Source organism: Cupriavidus taiwanensis (assembly GCF_900250115.1).
Lineage (GTDB): Bacteria > Pseudomonadota > Gammaproteobacteria > Burkholderiales > Burkholderiaceae > Cupriavidus > Cupriavidus taiwanensis_B.
The window spans coordinates 831,004-857,127 of sequence record NZ_LT984803.1 but is presented as its reverse complement, the minus strand read 5'-3'; the positions used below and the strand labels follow the sequence as shown (position 1 = coordinate 857,127).

Here is a 26,124-nt window from a genome sequence, read left to right as displayed (position 1 = left end):
CAAGGCCAGTCCCGCCAGCAAAAAGGGCGACCCTGCAGGGTCGCCCTTTTGCCATGACTGCTTTGCGCGCGCCCGCGCGCAGCACTCAGAACTGCTCGGCGCTCAACGCATTGACCGGCGCGCCGCCACTGACCACGGCATCGCGCAAGGCCCCTGCCTGCGACAGGATGTGCTCGGCGAAGAAATGCGCGGTCGCGATCTTGGCTTCGTGGAATGCCGGATCGTCCGCACGCTTTGCATCGGCGGCCAGCATGGCGCGGCCGAACTGCCAGCCGGAGAACACGATGCCGCACAGCTTCAGGTAAGGCACGCTGCCGGCAAACACCGCGTTCGGATCGGACTTGGCGTTGGCGACGACGAACTCGACCACGGCTTCGAGCGCGGCACGGCCCCTGGCCAGCTGCGCCTGCACCGCGGTGAAGGCGGCGCCGCCGTGCCGGCCCAGCGCGGCCTCGGTCTCGGCGATCTGCGCGCAGATCGCGCGCGCCACCGCGCCACCGTCGCGCACGGTCTTGCGGCCGACCAGGTCATTGGCCTGGATCGCCGTGGTGCCTTCGTAGATCGGCAGGATGCGCGCGTCGCGGTAGTGCTGCGCCGCGCCGGTTTCCTCGATGAAGCCCATGCCGCCGTGCACCTGCACGCCGAGGCTGGTGACATCGATCGACAGCTCGGTGCTCCAGCCCTTGACCACCGGGACCATGAACTCGTAGAACGCCTGATTCTGCCTGCGCACGGCTTCGTCGGGATGCTGGTGCGCCGCATCGCTGGCGGCAGCGGCGACGTACGCCACCGCGCGCGCGCCTTCGGTCAGCGCGCGCATGGTCATCAGCATGCGCTTGACGTCGGGATGGTGGATGATGGTCACGGCCTCGCGCGCCGAACCATCGACCGGGCGGCTCTGCACGCGCTCGCGCGCATAGGCCACCGCGTGCTGGTAGGCGCGCTCGGACACCGCGATGCCCTGCATGCCGACCGAGAAGCGCGCCGAGTTCATCATGATGAACATGTACTCGAGACCGCGGTTCTCTTCGCCGACCAGCGTGCCGATCGCGCCGCCATGGTCGCCGAACTGCAGCACCGCGGTGGGGCTGGCCTTGATGCCCAGCTTGTGTTCGATCGAGACGCAATGCACATCGTTGCGCGCGCCGGTGCTGCCATCGGCATTGACCAGGAACTTGGGCACGATGAACAGCGAGATGCCCTTCACGCCTTCGGGCGCGGTGGGCGTGCGCGCCAGCACGAGATGGACGATGTTCTGCGCCATGTCGTGCTCACCATAGGTGATGAAGATCTTGGTGCCGAACACCTTGTAGGTGCCGTCGCCCTGCGGCTCGGCGCGGGTGCGCACCGCGGCCAGGTCCGAGCCGGCCTGCGGCTCGGTCAGGTTCATGGTGCCGGTCCACTCGCCCGAGATCAGCCGGGGCAGGAAGGTGGCCTTCTGCGCATCGGAACCTGCCGTCAGCAGCGCCTCGATGGCGCCGTCGGTCAGCAGCGGGCACAGCGCGAACGACAGGTTCGCGCTGTTCAGCATCTCGTTGCAGGCCGTGGCGATCAGCTTGGGCAGGCCCTGGCCGCCAAACTCCTGCGCATGCAGCACGCCCTGCCAGCCGCCCTCGCCGAACTGGCGGAACGCCTCCTTGAAGCCAGGCGTGGTGGTGACCACGCCATCCTTCCAGCTGCTCGGGTCCAGGTCGCCGGCGCGGTTCAGCGGCGCGAGCACCTGCTCGTTGAACTTGGCCGCCTCGTCGAGCACGGCCTCGACCGTCTCGGGGGTGGCTTCCTCGAAGCCTGGCAGCTGGCTGACGGCCTCAAGGCCGGCCAGTTCGTTCATGACGAACAGCATGTCCTTGATCGGCGCACGGTAGGTCATCGATGTCTCCCAACATGTATGAAAAAGCCGTTCGCGGGTTGCTCCCGGAACGGCTCGTTGCTTGCTGCCTGCTGCTGTCCGTACCGGCCGCAGTGCGGCCGGCGCGGCATCAGCCCAGTGCTGCCACCAGCTCCGGCACCACGGTGTTCAGATCGCCCACCAGGCCGTAGTCGGCCACGGAGAAGATCGGGGCCTCGGCATCCTTGTTGATCGCGACGATCACCTTGGAGTCCTTCATGCCGGCCAGGTGCTGGATCGCGCCGGAGATACCGACGGCGATGTACAGCTGCGGCGCGACGATCTTGCCGGTCTGGCCGACCTGGTAGTCGTTGGGCACGAAGCCGGCGTCCACGGCGGCGCGCGAGGCGCCCAGCGCGGCGTTGAGCTTGTCGGCCAGCGGCGTCAGCACCTTGGTGTAGTTCTCGCCCGAACCCACGCCACGGCCACCCGAGACGATGATCTTGGCGGCGGTCAGTTCCGGACGGTCGCTCTTGGCCACTTCGCGCGAAACGAACTGCGAAACGCCCGCGTCGGCCACGGCCGGCAGGGTCTCGACGGCGGCCGAGCCACCTTCGGCGGCGGCGGCGTCAAAGGCGGTGCCGCGCACGGTGATGACCTTGATCTTGTCTTCCGACTTGACCGTGGCGATGGCATTGCCGGCGTAGATCGGACGCTCGAAGGTGTCCGGGGCGTCGACCTTGGAGATTTCCGAGATCTGGGCCACGTCCAGCTTGGCGGCCACGCGCGGCAGGATGTTCTTGCCGTACGGGGTGGCCGGGGCCAGGATGTGCGAGTAGTCGTTGGCGATAGCCAGCGCCTGCTCGGCAACGTTTTCGGCCAGGCCGTCGCCGAAGTAGGCGGCGTCGGCCAGCAGGACCTTGGTCACGCCGGCGATCCTGGCGGCGGCGTCCGCCGCGGCCTTGGCGTTGGAACCGGCCACCAGCACGTGCACGTCGCCGCCGCACTGGGCTGCGGCGGTCACGGTGTTGAGCGTGGCGCCCTTGATCGATTGATTGTCGTGTTCAGCAATGACGAGTGCAGTCATGTTCTATCTCCCCCGCGCTCAGATAACCTTGGCTTCGTTCTTCAGCTTCTGCACCAGCGTCGCGACGTCCGGCACCATCACACCCGCGCTGCGCTTGGGCGGCTCGACCACTTTCAGGGTCGACAGGCGCGGCTTGACGTCGACGCCGAGGTCTTCCGGCTTGACGGTGTCGAGCGGCTTCTTCTTCGCCTTCATGATGTTCGGCAGCGTGACGTAGCGCGGCTCGTTCAGGCGCAGGTCGGTGGTCACCACCGCCGGCAGGTTCAGCGACAGCGTTTCCAGGCCGCCGTCGACTTCACGCGTGACCGAGGCCTTGCCATCGGCCACCACCACCTTCGAGGCGAACGTGGCTTGCGGCAGGTTGGCCAGCGCGGCCACCATCTGGCCGGTCTGGTTGGAGTCGTCGTCGATGGCCTGCTTGCCCAGGATCACCAGTTGCGGCTGTTCCTTGTCGATCAGCGCCTTCAGCAGCTTGGCCACGGCCAGCGGTTGCAGGTCTTCGGTCGATTCCACCAGGATGCCGCGGTCGGCACCGATGGCCATCGCGGTGCGCAGGGTTTCCTGGCACTGCGTGACACCGCACGACACGGCGACCACTTCGGTGGCAACGCCGGCTTCCTTCAGGCGCACGGCCTCTTCCACGGCGATTTCGTCGAAGGGGTTCATGCTCATCTTGACGTTGGCCAGATCGACGCCCGAGCCGTCCGCCTTGACGCGGACCTTGACGTTGTAATCCACCACCCGCTTGACTGCGACGAGTACTTTCATGCGCTCACTCCACTGATTGCTGATAGTCAGAAATTTTGTTCGCTCGTCATTATAACCACCGGGTCGGCGGCTCTCCTGTTTTTCGAACGATCGTACTATTTTATCGGCAAAATGATGCCGGGCATAGGCCCGGCACCTTTTTTACCGGTCAGGCGATTGTGCTGCAAAGCCAGGCCGGCAGGCCTCGTCCGATTGGATGAAACCCGGAGTGACGCCGGCTTACCAGGCCGTGATCACCGATTCCTTGAAAGCCGATGTGACGTATTGCTTGATTTCCGGCGAATGGTACGCCTTCACCAGCTTGGCCACCCAGGGCTTGCTCTTGTCGGCCTCGCGGATCGCGATCAGGTTGGCGTAAGGCCCCTTCGGGCCTTCCATGGCAATCGCGTCCCTGGTCGGCGACAGGCCCGCGGACTCGGCATAGTTGCCATTGATGGCGGCGGCATCCAGGTCATCCAGCGAGCGCGGCAGCTGCGCGGCATCGAGCTCGACGATGCGGATCTTCTTCGGATTCTCCGCGATGTCCAGCGGAGTCGCCTTCAGGCCGGCGTTGGGCTTGAGCTTGATCACGCCCTTGCTCTGCAGCAGCAACAGCCCGCGGCCACCGTTGGTCGGGTCGTTGGGCACGCCCACGCGCGCGCCCTGCTTGAGCTGGTCGAGCGACTTGATCTTCTTCGAGTACACGCCCATCGGGAACGTCACGGTGTAGGCGATATGCGTGAACTTGTAGCCGCGGTCCTTGATCTGGGCTTCCAGGTACGGCAGGTGCTGGTAGCTGTTGGCATCCAGGTCGCCGGCGGCCAGCGCGGCGTTGGGCTGGATGTAGTCGCTGAACTCGACCACCTGGATATTGAGGCCGTCCTTGGCGGCGACCTTCTTCACCTGTTCCATGATCTGGGCGTGCGGGCCGCCGGTGACGCCGATCCGGATCGGCTTGTCCTGGGCGACCGCGCCGGTGGCCAGCGAGGCGCCGAGCGCGGCGCCGAGGATCCATTGCAGCAGGCTGCGACGTTGCATGATGTACGTTCCTATCTCGATAAAGTTGGGGTTCAGCGATGGCTGATGCGGCGGACCAGCCAGTCGCCGAAACTCTGCACCGCCTGCACGAACACGATCAGGATCACCACCACCGCCACCATCACCTCGGTGATGTAGCGCTGGTAGCCATAGCGGATGCCCAGGTCGCCCAGGCCGCCGCCGCCGATCGCGCCGGCCATGGCCGAATAGCCGACCAGGCTGACGAAGGTAATGGTCAGGCCGGCGACGATGCCGGGCATGGCCTCGGGCAGCAGCACCTTCCACACGATCTGGCCGGTGGTGGCGCCCATCGACTGGGCCGCCTCGACCAGACCCCTGTCGACCTCGCGCAGCGCGCTTTCGACCAGGCGCGCGATAAACGGGATCGCCGCGATGGTGAGCGGCACGATCGCCGCGGTGGTGCCGATCGACGAGCCGACGATAAAGCGCGTGAACGGGATCACCACCACCAGCAGGATGATGAACGGAATCGAGCGCACCGCGTTGACCATCACGCCGATGGTGCGGTTGAACAGCGGGTGCGACAGCACGCCGCCGCGGTTGGTCAGGTGCAGCAGCACCCCCAGCGGCACGCCCAGCAGCGCGCCGACCACGCCCGAGATCGCCACCATCAGCAGGGTCTCGTTGAACGAGGTCAGGAACAGATCAAACATTTCAGACCACATGCTCGAACTCCTCCACCACGACGCCTTGCGCCTGCAGGTATTCCATCGCCGCCTTCACGTCGGCCAGCTCGCCGGTGGCCATGATCGCCAGCGAGCCGAAGGCCTGGCCCTGGATTTCGTCGATATGGCCGTGCAGGATGTTGAAGTCCAGCCCGTAGCGGCGGATCGCCTGCGCCAGCACCGGCTGGTCGACGCCCTCGCCGGTGAAGGCGAGGCGGTAGACGTGGTCGCGCCCGTTGCCGAGCCGGCTTTCGACGCGCTTGAGCACGCTCGCCGGCAGCTCCTGCGAGATGACGTCACCGATCATGGCGCGAGTGACCTCGTGCTGCGGGCGCAGGAAGACGTCGATCACGCGCCCGCTCTCCACCACCTGGCCGGCCTCGAGCACGGCGACGCGGTCGCACACCTGCTTGATGACTTCCATCTGGTGCGTGATCATCACGATCGTCAGGCCCAGCTCGCGGTTGATCTGCTTGAGCAACTCCAGGATGGAACGCGTGGTTTCCGGGTCCAGCGCGGAAGTGGCCTCGTCCGACAGCAGCACCTTGGGCTTGCTCGCCAGCGCGCGCGCAATGCCCACGCGCTGCTTCTGCCCGCCGCTGATCTGCGCCGGGTAGCGGTCCTTCAGCGCCGACAGGCCGACCAGGTCCAGCAGCGGCAGCACGGTGGCGGCGATTTCCGCCTTGGGCTTGCCCGCCAGCTCCAGCGGCAGCGCCACGTTGTCATAGACGGTGCGCGACGACAGCAGGTTGAAGTGCTGGAAGATCATGCCGATGTCGCGGCGGGCCAGGCGCAGCGCGCTGTTATCCAGCGCGGTCAGGTCCTGGCCGGCGACCACCACGCGGCCGCTGGTGGGCCGGTTCAGCAGGTTGATGGCGCGGACCAGCGTGCTCTTGCCCGCGCCGCTGCGGCCGATGATGCCGAAGACTTCGCCCGCCGCAATCGACAGGCTGACGTCCCGCAATGCATGCACGTCGCCAGACGCGCCCGGGAAGCGCTGCGACAGTCCTTGCAGTTCGATCATGGAAAAGGTGACCAAAAGAAAACGGCAACAGGCGAGGGATCTCCAGCGCTGTTGCCGCTCGTTATTTTTCTGAAGCGCGTATTTTATGCGATTCGCTTCATACCATAAACGACTTTTTGCCGATGTCTTTATGCGTTCCCGGCATATAAAGACGGTAAAAGTCGGTCAGGCGCCACGCCAGGACGGCAGCCGCTTGTCGATGAAGGCCTGCACGCCCTCCAGCGCCGCATCGTCCATCATGTTGCAGGCCATGGTCTGGCCGGCAAGCTGGTAGGCCGCCTCGATGCCCATCTCGAGCTGGCGGTAGAACAGCCCCTTGCCGGCGGCGACGGCGGCGGCCGGCTTGGCGCAGATGCTGGCGGCCAGCCGCGCCACTTCGGCGTCCAGTTCGCCGGCCGGCACCACCCGGTTGACCAGCCCGCGCTCGCGCGCGCCGGCCGCGTCGATCATGTCGCCGGTCAGCAGCATCTCCATGGCCTGCTTGCGGTGCAGGTTGCGTGACAGCGCCACGCCGGGGGTCGAACAGAACAGCCCCAGGTTGACGCCCGACACGGCAAAGCGCGCATCGTCCGCCGCCACCGCCAGGTCGCACATCGCCACCAGCTGGCAGCCGGCCGCGGTGGCGATGCCGTGGACCCGCGCGATCACCGGCTGCGGCATCTGCTGGATCGCCATCATCATGCGCGTGCAGCGGTCGAACAAACGCCGGTAGTAATCATGCGACGGCGACGCGCGCATCTCGCGCAGGTCATGCCCGGCGCAGAAGGCCTTGCCGGCGCCAGCCAGCACCACCACGCGCACGCTGTGATCGGCGGCGAGCCGGCGCAGCGCATCGGTAAGCGCATCGAGCAGCCCCTCGGACAAGGCGTTGAACGCCTGCGGCCGGTTCATGGTCAGGCGCGCCACGCCGGCGGCGTCGCGCGATTCGGTCAGCAGCGGCGCGTCGACGCGCGCATCGTTCTCGGCCATGGCGGCGGTCTCCTAATGCTCCAGCAACACCTTCAGGTGAGCCAGCACGCTGCGGCCCAGCGCGCTGAGGTTGTAGCCGCCCTCCAGGCAACTGACGATGCGGCCCTGCGCATGAGTGCGCGCGACCTCGACCAGCTGGCCGGTGATCCAGGCATAGTCCTGCTCCACCAGGCCCATCTGGCCCAGGTCGTCCTCGCGGTGCGCGTCGAAACCTGCCGAAATGAACAGCATCTGCGGACGGAATTCATTGAGGCGCGGCAGCCAGATGGTCTCGACCACTTCGCGCACCGCCATGCCGTTGCTGTAGGCCGGCAGCGGGATGTTGACCATGTTCGGCGCCAGGTGCTCGGTGCCGCTGTAGGGATAGAACGGGTGCTGGAAGATGCTGCACATCATCACGCGCTCGTCGCCGCGGAACGCGGCTTCGGTGCCGTTGCCGTGGTGCACGTCGAAGTCGATGATCGCCACGCGCTCGAGCCCGTGCGCCTGCAGTGCGTGGCGCGCGGCGATGGCCACGTTGTTGTAGAAGCAGAAGCCCATGGCGCGGTCGGGTTCGGCGTGGTGGCCGGGCGGGCGCACGCAGCAGAATGCGTTCTCGAACTCGCCGGCGATGACCGCGTCGGTGGCGGCCACGGCCGCGCCCGCGGCCAGCGTCGCCGCGGCCAGCGTGTGGGCGTTCATCGAGGTGTCCGGATCGATCGCGTGGTAACCGCTCGACGGGCTGGCGCTTTGCAGCGCGTCGACGTGCTCGGGACAGTGCACGCGCTCGAGTTGCTCGCGCGTGGCGGGCGGCGCCTCGCGGCGCTCCAGCAGCCCGTCCAGGCCATGCGAAATCAGGTGATCCTCGATCGCCTGCAGGCGCTCCGGGCACTCGGGGTGGAAGTGCCCCATCTCGTGCCGCTGGAACTCAGGGTGCGTGTAATAGCCTGTCGGCATCTCTTATCGTCGCAATGGATCGCAATGCGTCGCCATGTTGTCTCCAAACGTTACGTTAGCACACGCACGGCCATGGCACCCAGCGGCGCTGGCGCGCCAGATGGTGTCCGCCCCGACGCGGATGGCGCAGTGGCATCCGCTATACTCGGTGCGACTTGCAAAGGACACCATGACCGACACCCAGCGCTCACTGCGACGCCCCCTGCTGGGCGCCGCGCTTTCCGCTGCCGCACTCGGACTCTGCGGCCTCTCTCCGACCCTGCTCGCCGCCGACAAACGCCGCGTCAGCGTGCGCGAGGAAGAAATCGAACCCGGCCGCTATCGCGACAACCCGCAAGCAGGTGCCTTCATCGACGAGATGGTGGCGCGCCACGGCTTTGACCGCGGCATGCTGCAGGAGTGGTTCGGACAGGCGGTCTACTCGGCCACCGTAGTCAGGCTGATCATGCCGCCCGCCACCACCGGCCGCAAAAGCTGGCGCACCTACCGCTCGCGCTTTATCGAGCCGATCCGCATCAATGCTGGCGTGCGCTTCTGGCAGGACAACCGCGACACGCTGCGCCGCGCCGAAGCCGAGTTCGGCGTGCCGGCTTCGGTCATCGTCGGCATCATCGGCGTCGAAACCATCTACGGCCGCGACATGGGCACCTTCCGCGTGCTCGATTCGCTGTCGACGCTGGCCTTCGACTACCCGGCCACGCCCAACCGCGAAGCCCGCAGCACGCTGTTCCGCAACCAGCTCGCCGACTACCTGGTGTGGTGCCGCGACACCCGTACCGACGTCTACTCGGTGCTGGGCTCGTACGCCGGCGCCATCGGCATTCCGCAGTTCATGCCGACCAGCCTGCGCGAATACGCGATCGACTACGACAACAACGGCCACATCGACCTGCGCAACAGCCCCACCGACGCCATCGGCAGCGTGGCGCGCTTCCTGCAACTGCACGGCTGGGAGCCGGGCCGTCCGGTGGTGTGGCGCATCGCCCCTGACGCCGGCAGCCTGGGCGTCGCCACCGCGGCGGCTGATGGCGAGCCGTGGCCGACACGCACCCTCAACCAGCTGACCCGCGCCGGCTTGCGCGTGGACGAGCCCATCAACCTGGCGCGCGAAGGCGAGACCGGCGTGCTGGTGGTGGACCTGCCCACGCCCGACCAGCCCACCGAGTACCTGCTCGGCCTGCGCAACTTCTATGTGCTGACGCGGTACAACCGCAGCTTCTTCTATGCGCTGGCGGTGTACCAGCTGGGCGAGGCGGTCAAGGCAGCGATGGGCTGAGGTGGCACGGCCAAAGCACAAAGGCCTCGCATGAGCGAGGCCTTTGTTGTTTTGCGGCGGCGCTGCGGGTCAGGCCGGGAACACGCCGGTCGACAGGTAGCGGTCGCCACGGTCGCACACCACGAAGACGATGGTGGCGTTCTCGACTTCCTCGGCGACGCGCAATGCCACGCACAGTGCGCCGGCGGCGGAAATGCCGCAGAAGATGCCCTCCTCGGATGCCATGCGGCGCGCCATGTGCTCGGCGTCGCCCTGACTGACCGGCTCGGTGCGGTCGATAAACTTGGGATCGTAGATCTTGGGCAGATAGGCTTCGGGCCACTTGCGGATGCCGGGGATGCGCGAGCCTTCGGCCGGCTGCGCGCCGACGATCTGGATCCCGGGATTCTGCTCCTTGAGGAAGCGCGACACGCCGGTGATGGTGCCGGTGGTACCCATCGCCGAAACGAAGTGGGTGATGCGACCGTCGGTATCGCGCCAGATCTCGGGGCCGGTGCCCTCGTAGTGCGCCTGCGGGTTGTCCGGGTTGGCGAACTGGTCGAGTATCACGCCCTTGCCGTCGCGCTCCATCGAATCGGCCAGGTCGCGCGCATACTCCATGCCGCCCTTGACCGGAGTCAGGATGATCTCGGCGCCGTAGGCGGCCATGCTCTGGCGACGCTCGAGGCTCAGGTCCTCGGGCATGATCAGCACCATCTTGTAGCCGCGGATGGCGGCCGCCATGGCCAGCGCGATGCCGGTATTGCCAGAGGTCGCCTCGATCAGGGTATCGCCCGGCCTGATGCGGCCGCGCGCTTCGGCCCGGGCGATCATCGACACCGCCGGGCGGTCCTTGACGGAACCGGCCGGGTTATTGCCTTCGAGCTTGCCGAGGATCACATTGCCGCGCGCGTCGTTGGCGGCGCCGGGGATGCGCTGCAGTCTGACCAGCGGCGTATTGCCGATGGTGTCTTCAATTGTCTTGTAGGCCATGGGGCGAAGGAAGGTCAAAACGGAGGATGCCGGGGGATGCCAATTCGCCGGCCATTGTAATCCAGACCCCTATCCCTCGCCGGCAGGCGGGATTTGCCCCACCCGCCCGCATCCGCGGTGGCTCAGGCCTCTTCGCGGTTGCCTTCGCCCAGCAGGTGGTACAGCAGAATGCAGCCGAAGGTGGCGGTGCCGATGCCACCCAGCGTCATGCCGCCCAGCTTCAGCGTCAGGTCGCCGGCGGCCACCGTCAGCGTGGCGCCCACGGTGATCAGGTTGCGCGAACTGGAGAAATCCACATGGTTCTGCACCCAGATGCGGCCCGCGGTGGCGGCGATCAGGCCGAACACGACGATGGTCAGGCCGCCGATCACCGGTCCCGGGATGGTCAGGATCAAGGCACCGAACTTGGGCGAGAAGCCCAGCAGGATGGCCACCGCAGCCGCCACCACGAAGATCAGCGTCGAATAGATCTTGGTGACCGCCATCACCCCCATGTTCTCGGCATAGGTGGTCACGCCGGTGCCGCCACCGCTGGCCGACAGCATGGTGGCGATGCCATCGCCGATAAAGGCGCGGCCGATGTAGGGGTCCAGGTTGCGGCCCGTCATCACGCCGATGGCCTTGATATGGCCAAGGTTCTCGGCCACCAGCACAATCGCCACCGGCGCGATCAGCAGCATTGCGCCCAGCTCGAACGTCGGCGCGGTGAACGCCGGCAGGCCGAACCAGGTGGCGGCGGCCACGCCGGAGAAATCGATCGGCTTGCCCAGCCCCATCACATTGGTACCCAGGTAGTAGGCAACGTAGCCGGCCAGGCCGCCGATCAGCACCGGCAGGCGGCCGATCATGCCGGGCGCGCGGACCGCGACCAGCCCCACCGCGACCACGGTGAGCAGCCCCACCCAGGTATCGAGCGCCGCGCCGCTGACCGCCTTGACCGCCACCGGGGCCAGGTTCAGCCCGATCGCCGCGACGATGGCGCCGGTCACCACCGGCGGCATCAGCTTTTCCACCCAGGCGTAGCCCGCCGCCTGCACCACCAGGCCGATCACGGTGTACAGCGCACCGGCGGCAATGATGCCGCCCAGCGCCACCGGGATGTTGAGGTTGGGGCCGCTGCCGGCATAGCCGGTGGCGGCGATCACCACTGCAATGAAGGCGAAGCTGGAGCCCAGGTAGCTGGGCACCCGGCCGCGCACGCACAGGAAGAAGATCAGCGTGCCGATGCCGGAAAACAGGATGGCGATATTCGGGTTGAAGCCCATCAGGATCGGCGCGATGGCGGTCGAGCCGAACATCGCCACCACGTGCTGGATCCCGGCCAGCAGGGTCTGCCCCGCGGGCAGTCGCTCGTCGGGGCCGATCACGCCCTCGGTCTTGAGCCGCCATTGCGGCAGGAATCCCGCGTCCTCGCCATTCGCCATATTGTCTTGCTCCCTGTGGTCCGGGCTGGCCACCGGATCGGCGGCCGCCGCGCTTGTGCCTGGTTGTTAGGTTGTGGAATGCCGGTCGGCAGCCGCACGGCAGGTCCTGCCTGCGCGGCGTCCGCATGATACTCCGCCGCCACGGGGGCTGCGAAGCCGGCAACGTTTAGCACAACGCGTACCAGCCACAACGCACCCGGCCGCAGCACGGCCGGGCACAGGGCAGCGCCGACAGGCTAGCGGGCCGGCTTTGCCGGCGCGGGCGTGGCCTTTGCCCCTTTGGTGGACGCGGCGGGCGAGGCCGTGGCCGGCGGCGCTGCGGAGAGTGCGGCAGCGGGCGCGCCCTTGCCGGCGATGGTCAGGCCGGCGTCCTGCAGCTTGGCCACGGACTTCGGCCCGATGCCGCTGACGCGCTCGGCCAGGTCGGCGGCGTCCTTGTATGGTCCGCGCTTGTTGCGCTCTTCGACGATGTGGCGGGCCGTGGCCGGGCCTACGCCCTTGACCGAGGTCAGCGCCGCCTCGTCCGCGGTGTTGACGTCGACCGCGGCACGGGCGGTGCCGCCGGCAAGCAGGCACAAGGTTGCCGCGAGCGAGATCAGGGAAAAATGCCGGGCTAGTTGCCGGATCCAGTGCTTGGCCATGAAGGCTCTCCTTTCCTGTGGATGGTCTGAGGTACCACCCCGCCGGGGCGGCGAGGTCAGGTCAGGATAGGGGCGCGCCGCGAGGGCGGCGCATGCGGCAACAAAAGTTGACACCGGCCGCACGAAAGCGTGTCGGCCGAGGTGAGACAGTGACGATGCGGGGCTCAGCCGTTGCGCTCGAGCAGCCAGCGGCAGTAGCGCGCCACGCCTTCCTCCACGGTCAGGAAGCGCTCGCCGTAGCCGGCGCCGCGCAGCTTGGACACATCCGACTGCGTGAAGCACTGGTACTTGCCGCGCAGTGCGTCGGGAAACTTGACATACTCGACCAGCCCTTCCTGCACCAGGTCGTCCAGCGACAGTGGCGGCTTGTCTTCGGCTTCGCGCAGCGTGTTGACCACGGTGGTGGCGATGTCGTTGAACGGCTGCGCGCGGCCCGTGCCCAGGTTGAAGATGCCGGACTTCTCCGGATGGTCGAAGAAGAACAGGTTGACCTTGACCACATCCTCGACCGAGATGAAGTCGCGGCTCTGCATGCCGGGACCATAGCCGCCGTATTCGCCGAACAGCTTCACCGTGCCGTCGGCGCGGAACTGGTTGAAGTTGTGGAACGCCACCGAGGCCATGCGACCCTTGTGCGTTTCGCGCGGACCGTACACGTTGAAGTAACGAAAGCCGACGATCTGCGACAGCGCCGACGGCAGCCGGCGCCGCACGATCTGGTCGAACAGGAACTTGGAGTAGCCGTACACGTTGAGCGGGCGCTCGAACTCGCGGTCTTCGCGGAACACCTGCGAGGCACCGTAGGTCGCCGCCGACGATGCATAGAGGAATTGCGTGCCCTGCTCCAGGCAGCTCTCCATCAGCGACAGCGTGTAGCGGTAGTTGTTCTCCATCATGTAGCGGCCGTCGGTCTCCATGGTGTCGGAGCACGCGCCTTCATGGAATACCGCGCGGACCTTGCCGAACTCGCCGCGGGCAAAGCGCGCGAGGAAGTCCTGCTTGTCCAGGTAATCGGAGATCTCGCAGTCGACCAGGTTGTGGAACTTGTCGGCGCGGGTCAGGTTGTCGACGGCGATGACATTGGTCTCGCCGCGTTCGTTCAGGCCCTTGACGAGATTGCTGCCGATAAAACCCGCGGCACCGGTGACGATGATGGTCATGGTCGGATCAGGATGGGGCGCCGCGCCTCAGGCAGCGGCGCCGAACAATTCGGGATAAGTGACGACGGCGGTGCCCAGCTTGCCGACCACGATGCCGCCGGCGCGATTGGCATGCTGCACGGCTTCCTTGAGCGGCACGCCGGCACCCATCATGGTGGCGAGCGTGGCGATCACGGTGTCGCCGGCACCGGATACATCATAGACCTCGCGGGCCTGGGCCGAGACGTGCAGCACTTCGGCCTCGGTATAGAGCGTCATGCCCTCTTCCGAGCGCGTCAGCAGCAGCGCTTCGAGCTGCAGCGCGCGGCGCAGGTTCTGCGCGCGGATGGTCAGGTCGGCCTCGGTCTTCCAGGCCCCGACCACGGCGCGCATTTCGGCCCGGTTGGGGGTGATGAGCGTGGCGCCGCGGTAGCGCGAGTAGTCGTCGCCCTTGGGGTCGACCAGCACCTTGCGGCCGGCCGCGCGGCCGGCATCGATCATGCGCGTGACATGGGTCAGCCCGCCCTTGCCGTAGTCGGACAGCACCAGCACCTGGTAATCGTTGACCAGGCTCTGGAAGCGGTCCTGTACCGCGAGCAGCACTTCGTGTGCCGGCGCGTTCTCGAAATCGACGCGCAGCAGCTGCTGCTGGTGCGCCACCACGCGCAGCTTGATGGTGGTGTTGATCTTGGCATCGCGGTGCAGATAGGGCTGCACGTGGCTTTCGGCCAGCAACGCCTCGAGCGTGCGCGCCGGCTCGTCGTCGCCGACCACGCCCAGCATGCCGACGCGCGCGCCCAGCGCCGCGGCGTTGCGCGCCACGTTGGCGGCGCCACCCAGGCGCTCGTCGCTGCGCTTGACCTGCACCACCGGCACCGGCGCTTCGGGCGAAATGCGCTCGACGTCGCCGAACCAATAGCGGTCCAGCATCATGTCGCCGACCACCAGGATATGGGACTGCCGGATCTGCTCCTGCGGAATGACGGTCTTGTTCATGAAGATCCTTGGCAAGATCGCGGCGGCAGCAGCCGCCGCGTTAGCTTATCGGTTGATGAGTCCGTTGACCCGCGCGGCTTATTCGTTCGCCGCCGGCGCGGCCTTGCGGGTGGGGCGGCCGATGGCGTGGTATTCCACGCCGGTCTCGCGCATCGCCTCGGGCTCATACAGATTGCGTCCATCGAAGATCACCGGCGACTTCAGCCGCCGCTTGATCTGCCCGAAGTCCGGGCTGCGGAACACCTTCCATTCGGTCACGATCGCCAGGGCGTCGGCGCCGTCGAGCGCATCCATCTGGTGCTGGTGGAAGCTCACGCGCGCCGCGCCGCCCGGCACGTCGGCCAGGTCGGCCTCCAGCACCCGGCGCCCCTCGGCCATCGAGACCGGGTCATGCACGCGCAGCGACGCGCCGCGCGACACCAGCTCGCGCGCCAGCACGCGCGACGGCGCCTCGCGCATGTCGTCGGTATTGGGCTTGAAGGCCAGGCCCCATACCGCGAACACGCGACCGCTCAGGTCGTCGCCGAAGCGGCCCACGATCTTCTCGCCCAGTACGCGCTTCTGCGCGCCGTTGACGGCTTCCACCGCCTCGAGCACGCGCATCGGCTTGCCGTGGTCGGCGGCGGTGCGCATCAGCGCCTGCACATCCTTGGGGAAGCACGACCCGCCATAGCCGGCGCCGGCATACAGGAAACTGTAGCCGATGCGCGGATCCGAGCCGATGCCCATGCGCACCAGCTCGATATCGGCACCGACCTCGTCGGCGAGGTTGGCGAGCTCGTTCATGAACGAGATGCGCGTGGCCAGCATCGAATTGGCGGCGTACTTGGTGAACTCGGCCGAACGCACGTCCATGTAGAACGTGCGCTCATGATGGCGGTTGAACGGCGCGTACAGCTGCCGCATGGTGGCCTGCGCGTGCCGGCCGGCGGCGTCGGCATTGCAGCCCAGCACGATGCGGTCGGGGCGCATGAAGTCCTCGACCGCGGCGCCCTCTTTCAGGAATTCGGGGTTCGACACCACCGAGAATTGCAGGTCTTCCAGCCCGCGTGCGGCCAGTTCCTCGCGGATCGCGGCGGTGACGCGGTCGCCGGTGCCCACCGGCACCGTCGACTTGTCGACCACCACCTTGAAGCCGGTCATGTGGCGGCCGATATTGCGGGCCGCCGCCAGTACGTACTTGAGGTCGGCCGAGCCATCCTCGTCCGGCGGCGTACCTACGGCGATGAACTGCACGTCGGCATGCTCCACGCTGGCCGCCACGTCGGTTGAAAACGTCAGGCGGCCGGCCTCGCGGTTGCGCTGGATCAGCTCCTGCAGGCCTGGCTCGTAGATCGGCACGCCGCCCGCGTTGAGCAGCGCGATCTTCTGCTCGTCCAGGTCCAGGCAGAACACATCGTTGCCCTGCTCCGCCAGGCAGGCGCCGGTGACAAGACCGACGTAGCCGCTGCCGATAATGGTGACTTTCATAGCATCAATTCACATCCGTTGCACGGCCAGCGAGATCAGCCGAGCGTTTCGGAACGCCGCGGGGCATAGGTTTCCCAGCGGTTGCAACCCGGGCACTGCCAATAGAACAGCCGCGCACGGAACCCGCATTCGCGACAGGTATAGCGCGCCAGGTTGCGCGTGCGCAGTTGCAGCAGGTCGCGGATGGCGGTGGTTTCCCTGGCCTCGTCGCCGTCTTCGGCGCCTTCGCCCTGTCCGGCCGCGGCCTCGACCGCCGCGGCCTGCGCGGCGGGCACGGCGGCCACTGCCGCCTGCGCCTCGAAGTACTTGGTCAGCGCCAGCAGCGTGGGCTGGCGGCGCAGCTGCTCGCGCATCAGGCGCGCCGCGGCCTCAGGACCATTCACTTCCAGCTCCGCCTTGTACGCGGTGTCGAGCACCTCGGGCGCGAGCTTGCCCTTGAGCAGCCCGCGCAGCCATTCCAGCGCCACGCCTTGCTCGTTCAGGGTGGCGTAAGCCTTGACCACGCGCTCGGCCACCAGCGGCAGGAAGGAGGCGTCCTGGCGCTCGATGCCGAGCCAGTGGCCCAGCGCCGCGCGCGCATCGCCCGCCGCCGCGGCGACGTCGCCCAGCAGGATTGGTGCGCGCACGTTGGCGGGATTTTCGGCCACGGCCTGGTTCAGCCATTTCACTGCGTCTTCCGGGCGCTTGCGCTGCAGCGCGTCCTGCGCCAGTTCGCAGCAGAACTGCGCGATCTGCAGGCTGTAGCTCTTCTGCTCCAGCGTCCGCAGCTCACGCGCGGCATCGATCGCCTTCTGCCACTCCTTTTCGACTTCATAGAGTTCGAGCAGCACGCGCTTGGCCGACGCGGCGTAGGGGCCCGACATCAGCCGGCGCAGCGATTCCTCGGCTCGGTCAAGCAGGCCCGCGCGCAGGTAGTCCTCGCCCAGCTCGAACAGCGCGTGCTCGCGCTCTGGCTCGGGCAGGTCGGGGCGCGTGGCCAGGTTCTGGTGCACGCGGATGGCGCGCTCGGTTTCGCCGCGGCGGCGGAACAGCGCGCCCAGCGCAAAGTGCAGTTCGGTGGTTTCCGGATCCAGCCGGGCGACTTCGACAAAGGCGTCGATGGCCTTGTCGGGCTGCTCGTTGAGCAGGAAATTGAGTCCCTTGAAGTAGGAGCGCGGCAAGGCGCCCTGCTCGCTCATCATCTGGCGCACATCGAAGCGCGCCGCCATCCAGCCAAGGCCAAAGACAAGTGGCAGCGCCAACAGCCACCAGGTTTCGAACATCATGGATCAGACTTTCGGGCCGACTACGTTATAGGGAGACTTGCCTTCGCGCGGCACCGGGGAGGCACCTGCCGGTGGCGCCGATGACGCCGCCATCGACCCCCGTGCGTCCGCGGCCGCGCGCCGCAACCTGGCCAGTTCCATGCGCTGGCGCATCAGTCCCGGCGCCACCGAGGCCAGCGCCGCCACCGCGCCCAGTGCAAACGCGGCAAACAGGATCAGGATCAGCGGCGCATGCCAGACGGCATTGAAGAACAGCTGCAGCGAGGCTTCTGCGGTATTGCGCAGGGCCAGCACGAACAGCAGCACGAATACGACGATGCGGACGATCCAGGCAAACAGTTTCATGCGGGTAGGCGGCGAGGCAGCATGGCGTTGGGGCGGGCGAGCACAAAGACTGCGGCTGGCAGGACGCCCTGTGCAAGGCCCGGCAAAGACCCCGGCATTGTAACGGAATCACTTCACGGATTCGGTAACGTGGCGGTAATGGTGTTTCGGCTCGGGCCTCGCGGGCGCCGACGCTCTGGCTTGCAGACGCTGCGGCATGCCGCACCGGCTCGCATCGACCATAAAAAAAAGCGCCCCAAGGAGCGCTTATTTTGACAGGTCAGCAGCAGGCAGTGCCAGGTCAGGAACGAATGAAATCCAGTCCGCTCTCGTGCAACCCCGTCGGCGCGGCGGATGCCGCGCCCTGGCCTGCCTTGCCCGGCAGGGCTTGCGCCGTGCCGCCGGAATGGCCGTTGCCGTTGGCGCCCGCAGGCACCGGCTGGCTACGGTCAACCCGTTCGCGCAATTCCTTGCCCGCCTTGAAGTGCGGCACCCGTTTTTCGGGTACCAGCACTCGCTCGCCGGATTTGGGATTGCGCCCCACGCGAGGCGGACGCCGGTTCAGACCAAAACTGCCGAATCCGCGGATCTCGATGCGGTGGCCGTCAGCCAGCGCTTCGGACATCGCGTCGAGTATCGTTTTCACCGAGATGTCCGCATCCCGCAGCAGCAGCTGGGGGAAGCGGGCAGCCAGCTTTTCGACGAGCTCCGACTTGGTCATGGGCATACGCGCAAGCGCGGGGGCCTGCGATTACTGGTTGTCCTGGCCGAGCTTGGCCTTCAGCAGGGCGCCGAGGTTGGTCGTGCCAGCCGTGCCGGTGTCGGCCTGGAACTTCTGCATCGCTTCCTGCTGCTCCGCGCTGTCCTTGGCCTTGATCGACAGGTTGATGTTGCGCGACTTGCGGTCGACGTTCACCACCAGGGCGGTGATCTGCTCGCCTTCCTTCAGCACGTTGCGGGCGTCTTCCACGCGGTCAGCGGAGATTTCCGATGCGCGCAGGTAGCCTTCCACGTCGTCGGCCAGCTGAACCACGGCACCCTTGGCGTCAACCGCCTTGATCGTGCCCTGAACCAGCGAGCCCTTGTCGTTGGCCGAGATGAAGTTGTTGAACGGATCGCCCGACAGCTGCTTGATGCCCAGCGAGATGCGTTCCTTGTCGACGTCGATGCCCAGCACCACGGCCTCGACTTCGTCGCCCTTCTTGTACTTGCGCACGGCCTCTTCGCCGGACTCTTGCCAGGACAGGTCGGACAGGTGCACCAGGCCGTCGATGCCGCCCGGCAGGCCGATGAACACGCCGAAGTCGGTGATCGACTTGATCTGGCCGCTCAGCTTGTCGCCCTTCTTGTGGTTGCGCGAGAAATCGTCCCACGGGTTGGCCTTGCACTGCTTCATGCCCAGGCTGATACGACGCTTGTCTTCGTCGATATCCAGCACCATGACTTCGACTTCGTCGCCCAGCTGGACAACCTTCGACGGAGCCACGTTCTTGTTGGTCCAGTCCATTTCCGACACGTGCACCAGGCCTTCGATGCCGGCTTCGATCTCGACGAACGCGCCGTAGTCGGTCAGGTTGGTCACCTTGCCGAACAGGCGGGTGCCTTGCGGGTAGCGGCGCGAGATGCCGACCCACGGATCTTCGCCCAGTTGCTTCACGCCCAGCGAGACGCGGTTCTTTTCCTGGTCGAACTTGAGGATCTTGGCGGTGATTTCCTGGCCAACCGACAGCACTTCGCTCGGGTGGCGGACACGGCGCCAGGCCAGGTCGGTGATGTGCAGCAGGCCGTCGATACCGCCCAGGTCAACGAACGCACCGTAGTCGGTGATGTTCTTGACGATACCGTTGACGATGGCGCCTTCCTTCAGGGTTTCCATCAGCTTCTGGCGCTCTTCGCCCAGCGTGGCTTCGACCACGGCACGGCGCGACAGCACAACGTTGTTGCGCTTGCGGTCCAGCTTGATGACCTTGAATTCCAGGGTCTTGCCTTCGTACGGGGTGGTGTCCTTGATCGGACGCACGTCGACCAGCGAGCCCGGCAGGAACGCACGGATGCCGTTGACCATGACCGTCAGGCCGCCCTTGACCTTGCCGGTCACGGTACCCGAGATGATCTCGCCGTCTTCCAGCGCCTTCTCGAGGTTCAGCCACGATGCCAGGCGCTTGGCCTTGTCGCGGGAAAGAATGGTGTCGCCATAGCCGTTCTCGAGTGCATCGATGGCCACGGAGACATAGTCGCCGGCCTGCACTTCGAGTTCGCCCTGGTCGTTCAGGAACTCCTCCACCGGCACAAATGCCTCGGACTTGAGGCCGGCATTGACGACCACGAAGTTGTGGTCGATGCGCACGACTTCAGCGGAGATCACTTCGCCAGCCTTCATATTGGAGCGGGCGATCGATTCCTCGAACAGTGCGGCAAAGGATTCGTTAGTTTGCAGGTCGGACATAAACGTAAGGTGAAATCCGCGGTACGCTGGCCGGCGCGACGATCGCGCTCAGTCTGCCAGGGCAGCGGGGTCAGGTTTGACAAAAGCCAGCACGGGCACGGGCCCGGACTGGCGCCATCGGGTACGGAAGGGGCGCGCCGCTTCTACGGATGCGCCCGATGCATTCATGCATCGGGCCGCACAGCGGCAAACCACTCCAGCACCTGCGCCACTGCCTGATCCACCGTCATGTCGGAGGTATCGAGCAGCTTTGCATCCTCGGCGGGACGCAGCGGCGCGGCGGCACGGGTGCGATCCCGCGTGTCGCGCGCCTCGAGGTCACGCAAAAGGTCTTCGATATTAGCAGAAATTCCCTTATCAATCAATTGTTTATAGCGCCTGCGCGCGCGCGCCTCGACACTTGCGGTCAGGAACACCTTGAGCTGGGCGTCCGGGAAGATCACGGTGCCCATGTCGCGGCCGTCCGCCACCAGCCCGGGCAGCTTGCGGAAGCTGCGCTGCAGCTGGGTCAGCGCGTCGCGCACCGGCTGGTGCACGGCGATCGCCGAGGCGCGGTTGCCGATCGCCTCGGCGCGGATCGCCAGGCTGACCTCCTCGCCCTGCAGCCAGACCCGGTCGGGGCCGAATTTCACATCGAGGCGCGCAGCAATCCGCGCCAGGGTGTCCATGTCGGCCAGGTCAACACCCGCGCGGTCGCTGGCCAGCGCTACCAGCCGGTACAGCGCGCCGCTGTCGAGCAGGTGGAAGCCCACCGCGTCGGCAACCTTGTGCGCAACCGTGCCCTTGCCGGAGGCGGTCGGTCCGTCAATGGTGATGACGTTGACGATAGTCATTGCTTATGGCACCCAGTGAAACGATTGATTGTTAATTCTATTGCGAATCATTATCATTTGATCCATGGCATAGTGCCGCGGCAAGCGCGGCGCATCCCTCAGTATTGGTCGCGAGGCAATCTACCATGGCAAAAACCCTGACGTTCGGCATCATGCACCTCGGCATCGCGTTCAGCGTGACCTATGCGCTGACCGGTAGCCTGGCCGTGAGCGGTGCCGTCACCTTCATCGAGCCGGCCGTCAATACCGTGGCCCACTACTTCTTCGACAAGTACTGGGACAAGCGCCGGCACCGCCATGCGCCGGCCACCCGCGACAGCGCGGCAACCTCCGCCAGCCCTGGCGCCGAGGCCGGCCTGGTCAGCGCGTGACGCCCGCGAACACGCTGAAGTAGTCCGGGAACGTTTTCGCCACGCAGCCCGGATCATTGATCCGCACCGGCAGCGGGCCGAACGCCGCCAGCGAGAAACACATCGCCATGCGATGGTCATCATAGGTGCCAATGCCGTCGGCCGGGGTCTGCCACGGCTGCGGCGGCGTCACGCGCAGGTAGTCGGCGCCCTCCTCCACCACGGCGCCCAGCTTGCGCAGTTCGGTCGCCATCGCCGCGATGCGGTCGGTTTCCTTGACGCGCCAGCTGGCAATATTGGTCAGGGTCGTGGTGCCTTCGGCAAACAGCGCCGCCACCGCCAGCGTCATGGCGGCATCGGGGATATGGTTGCAGTCCAGTTCGATGCCGTGCAGGCGCCCGTCGTCGCGCTCGGTGCCGCGCACCTCGATCCAGTTGTCGCCCGCCATCACGTTGGCGCCCATGCGGTTGAGCGCCTCGGCAAAGCGGACATCGCCCTGGATGCTGGCCATGCCGACGCCTTCGACCCGCACCGGCCCGCCGCCGATCGCGCCGGCGGCCAGGAAATACGAAGCCGACGACGCATCGCCCTCGACGAAGATCTCGCCCGGCGAACGGTAAGCCGCCCCCGCGGGCAAAATGAAACGCTCCCAGCCCTGCCGCTCCACCTCGATGCCGAAGCGCGCCAGCAGGTTCAGCGTGATCTCGATATACGGCTTCGAGATCAGCTCGCCCACCACCTCGATCTCGATCCGGCCGCTGGCCGCCTGCGCCAGCGGCAGGCTCATCAGCAGCGCGGTCAGGAACTGGCTCGAGACATCGCCGCGCACGCGGATCGGCGCGTCGATGCGCACGCTGGCAGGCTGGATCTGCAGCGGCGGGAAGCCTTCGTTGCCAAGGTAGTCGATCACCGCGCCGACCTGGCGCAGGCCATCGACGAGGTCGCCGATCGGCCGCTCGTGCATGCGCGGCACGCCGGACAGCTTGTAGCTGCCGCCCTGCAGCGCCAGCGCGGCGGTCAGCGGACGGATCGCGGTGCCGGCATTGCCCATGAACAGCTCGGCCGACTTGTTGGGGAAGTTGCCCCCGGCGCCGGTGACGATGTAGTCGGCGCCCTCCTGCCGCCAGGCCACGCCCAGCGCGCGCAGCGCCTGCAGCATCACGCGCGTGTCGTCGGAGTCGAGCAGGTCGCGCACGCGGGTCTCGCCGTTGGCCAGCGCGGCCAGCAGCAGCACGCGATTGGAGATGCTCTTCGAGCCCGGCAGCCGGACGGTGCCGTGGGCGCGGGTCAGGGGGCCTAGCGTCAGGTGTTCCATGGATGTCGTGGGCGCCGGGGCGCCGTGTTCAGGCGATGGGCCGGGGCCATCAGGGTTCGATATGGTTGCTGCCCGCGGCACGCTCGGCGCCCCAGGCCAGGCGGGTCTTGCTGGCGCGCGTGAAGATGCGCTCGAGCGCGTCGCCGTCGCCCTTTTCGATCAACGTCTTCAGGTGCGCCAGCACCGACTGGTAGGTATTCAGTTCGCGCAGCAGCGCGTCGCGGTTGGCGACGCAGATGTCGCGCCACATCTCCGGGGACGAGGCCGCAATCCGCGTGAAGTCGCGGAAGCCGCCGCCGGCGAAATCCAGCTTCAGCGCCGCATCCTCGGCATTGGCCACCTGCGCCACCAGCGCGTACGACAGCACGTGAGGCAGATGGCTGACCGCGGCGAACACCGCGTCGTGCTGGACCGCCGACATCACATGGCAATGGGCGCCGGCGCTTTCCCACATGGCGCGCACGGCGGCAACATCTGCGCGCCCGTTTTCCTGCAGCGGACAGAGCACGGTCTTCTTGCCGTGGTACAGGTCCGGCAGCGCGGCCTCGACGCCGTTGAGCTCGCGTCCGGCGATCGGATGGGCGGGCACGAACTGCGCCGCCTTGTCGCCCAGCGCGGTCTTGGCGGCGATGATCACGTCGGACTTGGTGCTGCCGGCATCGGTGACGATGGTGCCGGGCTGCAGGTGCGGCTCGAGCGCATGCAGCAGGGCAAAATTCTGCGCCACCGGCGCGCACAGCACGATCACGCTGGCGCCGCGCGCGGCATCGGCCAGCGACGCGGCCTCGTCGATCACGCCCAGGTCCAGCGCCTTCTGCAGCGAAGCCGCCGAGCGCCCGACCCCGACCACCGAGCCCACCACGCCGGCGCGCTTGAGCGCGAGCGCGAGCGAGCCGCCGATCAGGCCGACGCCGACAATGACAACACGGGAAAAATGCAATGCACTCACAATCACAGGCCGCAAGCGGCGGTAGTTCGGTCCAGACCGAGGTCAATCAATGGGCGGCGCAACCCGCGGCGTTCGCCGCGGCCGGCCTCAGGCCAGCGCCCGCTCCAGCGCCGCGATAAACGCCGCGTTCTCTTCCGGCAAGCCGATGGTCACGCGCAGCCAGCGCGGCAGGTTGTAGTTGCCCACCGGGCGCACGATCACGCCCTGCCTGAGCAACGCCAGGTTCACGCGCGCGCCGGCGCCGTCATCGTCGCCAACGCGCACCAGCACGAAGTTTCCGGACGACGGCACGTATTCCAGGCCCAGCCGCTCGAACGCCTGCGTCAGTTGCCGCTTGCCGTCGCGGTTCAGCTCGGCGCTGCGGCGCAGGAAGCCGGCATCGGCCAGCGCGGCGATGGCCGCGGCCTGCGCCACGCTGTTGACGTTGAACGGCTGGCGGATGCGGTTCAGCAGGTCGGTCAGCTCCGGCTGCGCCACCGCGTAGCCGATGCGCAGCCCCGCCAGGCCATAGGCCTTGGAGAACGTGCGCGACACCATCAGGTTGGGGTAGCGGCGCACCCAGGCAATCGCGTCGTATTGCTGGTCGGCGTCGAGGTACTCGTTGTAGGCGTCGTCCAGCACCACCACGACTTGGCGTGGCACGCGCTGCAGGAAGGCCTCGATCTGCGCCGCCGGCAGGAAGGTGCCGGTCGGGTTGTTGGGGTTGGCGATAAAGACCAGGCGCGTATCCGGGGCGATCGCAGCGGCCATCGCGTCGAGGTCGTGGCCGTAGGCGCGCGCGGGCACTTCGATGGCGCGGGCGCCGATCTCCTGCGTTGCCAGCGCGTACACCGCGAACGAGTACTCGGCATAGACGATCGACTGGCCCGGCTCCACCAGCGCATGCGCGGCCAGTTCCAGGATGTCGTTGCTGCCGTTGCCCAGCGTCAGCCAGTCGGCCGGGACGCCGAAACGCGCCGACAGCGCGCCCTTCAGCGCAAAGCCGTTGGCATCGGGATAGCGGCCCAGTTCGGCCACGGCCTCGGCCACCGCCAGGCGGGCCGATTCCGGCATGCCCAGCGGATTCTCGTTGGAAGCGAGCTTGACGATGCCGGCCTCGTCCAGGCCGAACTCGCGCGCGACTTCGGCAATCGGCTTGCCCGCCACGTATGGCGAAATCGCCCGCACATAATCCGGCCCGAAAGCCGTTGCGCCGCCCTGCTTGCCCTGCTCTGCCATCTCGTCTCCTTTTGCGTTGCGGCTGCCTTACTTGCTCGACGGATACGAGCCCAGCACCTTCAGGTAGGCGGCGTTGCGGCGCAGTTCTTCGATCGCGCGGGCCACCGCCGGCTCATGCTGGTGCCCTTCCACGTCGACGTAGAAGTAGTATTCCCACGCGCCGCTGCGCGCCGGACGCGACTCGAAGCGGCACATCGACACGCCGTTCGCCGCCAGCGGCGCCAGCAGCTGGTACACCGCGCCGGCCTTGTTCGGCACCGACAGGATCAGCGAAGTCTGGTCGCTGCCCGAGGGCTCGGTCTCATAGCGGCCGATCACGGCGAAGCGCGTGCGGTTGTGCGGATCGTCCTGGATATGCGTGCGCACCAGGTGCAGGTGGTAGCGGTTGGCGGCGGACTCGCCGGCGATCGCGGCCACGGTCGGATCTTCGCTGGCCATGCGCGCCGCTTCGGCGTTGCTCGACACCGCCTGGCGCTCGAGCTGCGGATAGTTGGCGGTCAGCCAGTGCTGGCACTGCGCCAGCGCCTGCGCATGCGCGCGCACCACCGTGACGCCCCTCATGTCGGGCGTCGACGCCATCAGGTTGTGGTGCACCTTGAGGGCGATCTCGCCGCTGATCTTCAGCGAGGTCTGCAGGAACAGGTCAAGCGTGCGCGACACCGCGCCTTCGGTGGAATTCTCGACCGGCACCACGCCGTATTCGACCGTGCCTGCCTCGACCGCGCGGAACACCTCGTCGATGCTGGGGCAGGGTACGCCCGACACCTCGTGGCCGAAATGCGCGTACAGCGCCTGCTCCGAGAACGTGCCGGCCGGACCCAGGAACGCGACTTCAAGCGGCTTCTCCAGCCCGCGGCAGGCGGACATCACCTCGCGCCAGATTGCCGCCACGCTTTCGCCGAGCAGCGGACCGGGGTTGGCCCCCTGCACCTTGCGGATGACCTGCAGCTCGCGCTCCGGCCGGAACACCGGCGCGCCGTACTTCTTCTTGACCTCGCCCACCTCGAGCGCCAGCCTGGCGCGGCGGTTCAGCATCGCCAGCAGTTCGCGGTCGACGGTATCGATCTGCTCGCGCAGCGGCCCCAATTCGACCGACAGCTTGCGCTCGGCATCACTCAGGTGGCTGTCGCCGTTCTGCGGCGCATTGGGCGGCGTCTCCTCGCGCGCGGGGGTGCGGTCTTCGCTTGTCAT

At 67.0% G+C, this 26,124-nt stretch carries 25 protein-coding genes; 2 read left to right on the top strand and 23 right to left on the bottom strand.

The genetic code is table 11. The features are described 5' to 3' along the window. Positions 1–85 precede the first annotated feature (85 nt). The 8 genes from CBM2586_RS04185 to CBM2586_RS04150 all read right to left on the bottom strand — a co-directional run bounded on the left by CBM2586_RS04185 (position 86) and on the right by CBM2586_RS04150 (position 8,315). A complete protein-coding gene (locus tag CBM2586_RS04185; protein WP_115662764.1) occupies positions 86–1,870 on the bottom strand; it encodes an acyl-CoA dehydrogenase in 1,785 nt (594 codons plus the stop codon). Positions 1,871–1,979: 109 nt separating this feature from the next. Beyond that, positions 1,980–2,915, bottom strand: coding sequence for an electron transfer flavoprotein subunit alpha/FixB family protein (locus CBM2586_RS04180; RefSeq protein ID WP_115662765.1), 936 nt, complete (start codon positions 2,913–2,915; stop codon positions 1,980–1,982). An 18-nt stretch (positions 2,916–2,933) separates the two neighbouring features. Continuing rightward, on the bottom strand, positions 2,934–3,683 hold the full coding sequence (locus CBM2586_RS04175) for an electron transfer flavoprotein subunit beta/FixA family protein (protein WP_115662766.1): 750 nt from the start codon (positions 3,681–3,683) through the stop codon (positions 2,934–2,936). Positions 3,684–3,902: 219 nt separating this feature from the next. Next, positions 3,903–4,700: a MetQ/NlpA family ABC transporter substrate-binding protein gene (locus CBM2586_RS04170; RefSeq protein ID WP_115662767.1), complete on the bottom strand. Its 798-nt coding sequence runs from the start codon at positions 4,698–4,700 to the stop codon at positions 3,903–3,905. A gap of 32 nt (positions 4,701–4,732) precedes the next feature. Beyond that, on the bottom strand, positions 4,733–5,386 hold the full coding sequence (locus CBM2586_RS04165; protein WP_115662768.1) for a methionine ABC transporter permease: 654 nt from the start codon (positions 5,384–5,386) through the stop codon (positions 4,733–4,735). Next, positions 5,376–6,410, bottom strand: coding sequence for a methionine ABC transporter ATP-binding protein (locus CBM2586_RS04160; RefSeq protein ID WP_115663806.1), 1,035 nt, complete (start codon positions 6,408–6,410; stop codon positions 5,376–5,378). The genes CBM2586_RS04165 and CBM2586_RS04160 overlap by 11 nt, the downstream gene beginning before the upstream one ends. A gap of 165 nt (positions 6,411–6,575) precedes the next feature. After that, positions 6,576–7,379, bottom strand: a complete 804-nt coding sequence (locus CBM2586_RS04155) for an enoyl-CoA hydratase (protein ID WP_115686902.1) — start codon at positions 7,377–7,379, stop codon at positions 6,576–6,578. Positions 7,380–7,391: 12 nt separating this feature from the next. Beyond that, positions 7,392–8,315, bottom strand: coding sequence for a histone deacetylase family protein (locus tag CBM2586_RS04150; protein ID WP_115686901.1), 924 nt, complete (start codon positions 8,313–8,315; stop codon positions 7,392–7,394). A gap of 169 nt (positions 8,316–8,484) precedes the next feature. Between CBM2586_RS04150 and mltB the strand changes: the two genes are divergently transcribed. Continuing rightward, the gene (gene mltB / locus CBM2586_RS04145) at positions 8,485–9,591 is read left to right on the top strand and encodes a lytic murein transglycosylase B (RefSeq protein ID WP_115663807.1); all 1,107 of its coding nucleotides are present in this window, start codon (positions 8,485–8,487) and stop codon (positions 9,589–9,591) included. A 69-nt stretch (positions 9,592–9,660) separates the two neighbouring features. On the opposite strand, the gene cysM is transcribed toward mltB, so the two are convergent. From cysM to cmk, 11 genes are all read right to left on the bottom strand, one after another. After that, positions 9,661–10,563 (bottom strand): cysteine synthase CysM, encoded by a 903-nt coding sequence (gene cysM / locus CBM2586_RS04140; protein ID WP_115662771.1) that lies wholly within the window; start codon positions 10,561–10,563, stop codon positions 9,661–9,663. A 122-nt stretch (positions 10,564–10,685) separates the two neighbouring features. Then, positions 10,686–11,987: a solute carrier family 23 protein gene (locus CBM2586_RS04135; RefSeq protein WP_115662772.1), complete on the bottom strand. Its 1,302-nt coding sequence runs from the start codon at positions 11,985–11,987 to the stop codon at positions 10,686–10,688. A 236-nt stretch (positions 11,988–12,223) separates the two neighbouring features. After that, positions 12,224–12,628, bottom strand: a complete 405-nt coding sequence (locus CBM2586_RS04130; RefSeq protein ID WP_115662773.1) for a ComEA family DNA-binding protein — start codon at positions 12,626–12,628, stop codon at positions 12,224–12,226. A gap of 164 nt (positions 12,629–12,792) precedes the next feature. Then, on the bottom strand, positions 12,793–13,788 hold the full coding sequence (gene rfaD / locus CBM2586_RS04125; protein ID WP_115662774.1) for an ADP-glyceromanno-heptose 6-epimerase: 996 nt from the start codon (positions 13,786–13,788) through the stop codon (positions 12,793–12,795). Between the two features lie 27 nt (positions 13,789–13,815). Then, complete coding sequence (rfaE1, locus tag CBM2586_RS04120) at positions 13,816–14,763, bottom strand: D-glycero-beta-D-manno-heptose-7-phosphate kinase (protein ID WP_115662775.1); 948 nt, start codon at positions 14,761–14,763, stop codon at positions 13,816–13,818. A 78-nt stretch (positions 14,764–14,841) separates the two neighbouring features. After that, a complete protein-coding gene (locus CBM2586_RS04115) occupies positions 14,842–16,233 on the bottom strand; it encodes a UDP-glucose dehydrogenase family protein (protein WP_115686900.1) in 1,392 nt (463 codons plus the stop codon). Between the two features lie 35 nt (positions 16,234–16,268). Then, positions 16,269–17,498, bottom strand: a complete 1,230-nt coding sequence (gene lapB, locus CBM2586_RS04110) for a lipopolysaccharide assembly protein LapB (RefSeq protein ID WP_115686899.1) — start codon at positions 17,496–17,498, stop codon at positions 16,269–16,271. A gap of 3 nt (positions 17,499–17,501) precedes the next feature. Further along, positions 17,502–17,843, bottom strand: a complete 342-nt coding sequence (locus CBM2586_RS04105; protein ID WP_115686898.1) for a lipopolysaccharide assembly protein LapA domain-containing protein — start codon at positions 17,841–17,843, stop codon at positions 17,502–17,504. Positions 17,844–18,123: 280 nt separating this feature from the next. Then, on the bottom strand, positions 18,124–18,543 hold the full coding sequence (locus CBM2586_RS04100) for an integration host factor subunit beta (RefSeq protein WP_111518906.1): 420 nt from the start codon (positions 18,541–18,543) through the stop codon (positions 18,124–18,126). A 30-nt stretch (positions 18,544–18,573) separates the two neighbouring features. Continuing rightward, positions 18,574–20,268, bottom strand: coding sequence for a 30S ribosomal protein S1 (gene rpsA / locus CBM2586_RS04095; protein WP_012352088.1), 1,695 nt, complete (start codon positions 20,266–20,268; stop codon positions 18,574–18,576). Positions 20,269–20,432: 164 nt separating this feature from the next. Continuing rightward, a complete protein-coding gene (cmk, locus tag CBM2586_RS04090) occupies positions 20,433–21,101 on the bottom strand; it encodes a (d)CMP kinase (protein ID WP_115686897.1) in 669 nt (222 codons plus the stop codon). 125 nt (positions 21,102–21,226) lie between these two features. Between cmk and CBM2586_RS04085 the strand changes: the two genes are divergently transcribed. Further along, entirely contained in the window at positions 21,227–21,472 is a 246-nt protein-coding gene (locus CBM2586_RS04085) for a DUF2061 domain-containing protein (protein WP_115686896.1), read from the top strand. Here the strand turns inward: CBM2586_RS04085 and aroA are convergent. From aroA to pheA, 4 genes are all read right to left on the bottom strand, one after another. Continuing rightward, positions 21,462–22,766, bottom strand: coding sequence for a 3-phosphoshikimate 1-carboxyvinyltransferase (gene aroA / locus CBM2586_RS04080; protein WP_115662781.1), 1,305 nt, complete (start codon positions 22,764–22,766; stop codon positions 21,462–21,464). The two genes, CBM2586_RS04085 and aroA, sit on opposite strands and share 11 nt — an antisense overlap. 49 nt (positions 22,767–22,815) lie before the next feature. Then, complete coding sequence (locus CBM2586_RS04075) at positions 22,816–23,715, bottom strand: prephenate dehydrogenase (protein ID WP_115688629.1); 900 nt, start codon at positions 23,713–23,715, stop codon at positions 22,816–22,818. A gap of 87 nt (positions 23,716–23,802) precedes the next feature. Further along, the gene (gene hisC, locus CBM2586_RS04070; RefSeq protein WP_115686895.1) at positions 23,803–24,933 is read right to left on the bottom strand and encodes a histidinol-phosphate transaminase; all 1,131 of its coding nucleotides are present in this window, start codon (positions 24,931–24,933) and stop codon (positions 23,803–23,805) included. A 27-nt stretch (positions 24,934–24,960) separates the two neighbouring features. Further along, positions 24,961–26,124 carry a prephenate dehydratase gene (pheA, locus tag CBM2586_RS04065; RefSeq protein ID WP_115686894.1) on the bottom strand — a complete coding sequence of 388 codons (1,164 nt, stop codon included), beginning with the start codon at positions 26,122–26,124 and terminating at the stop codon, positions 24,961–24,963.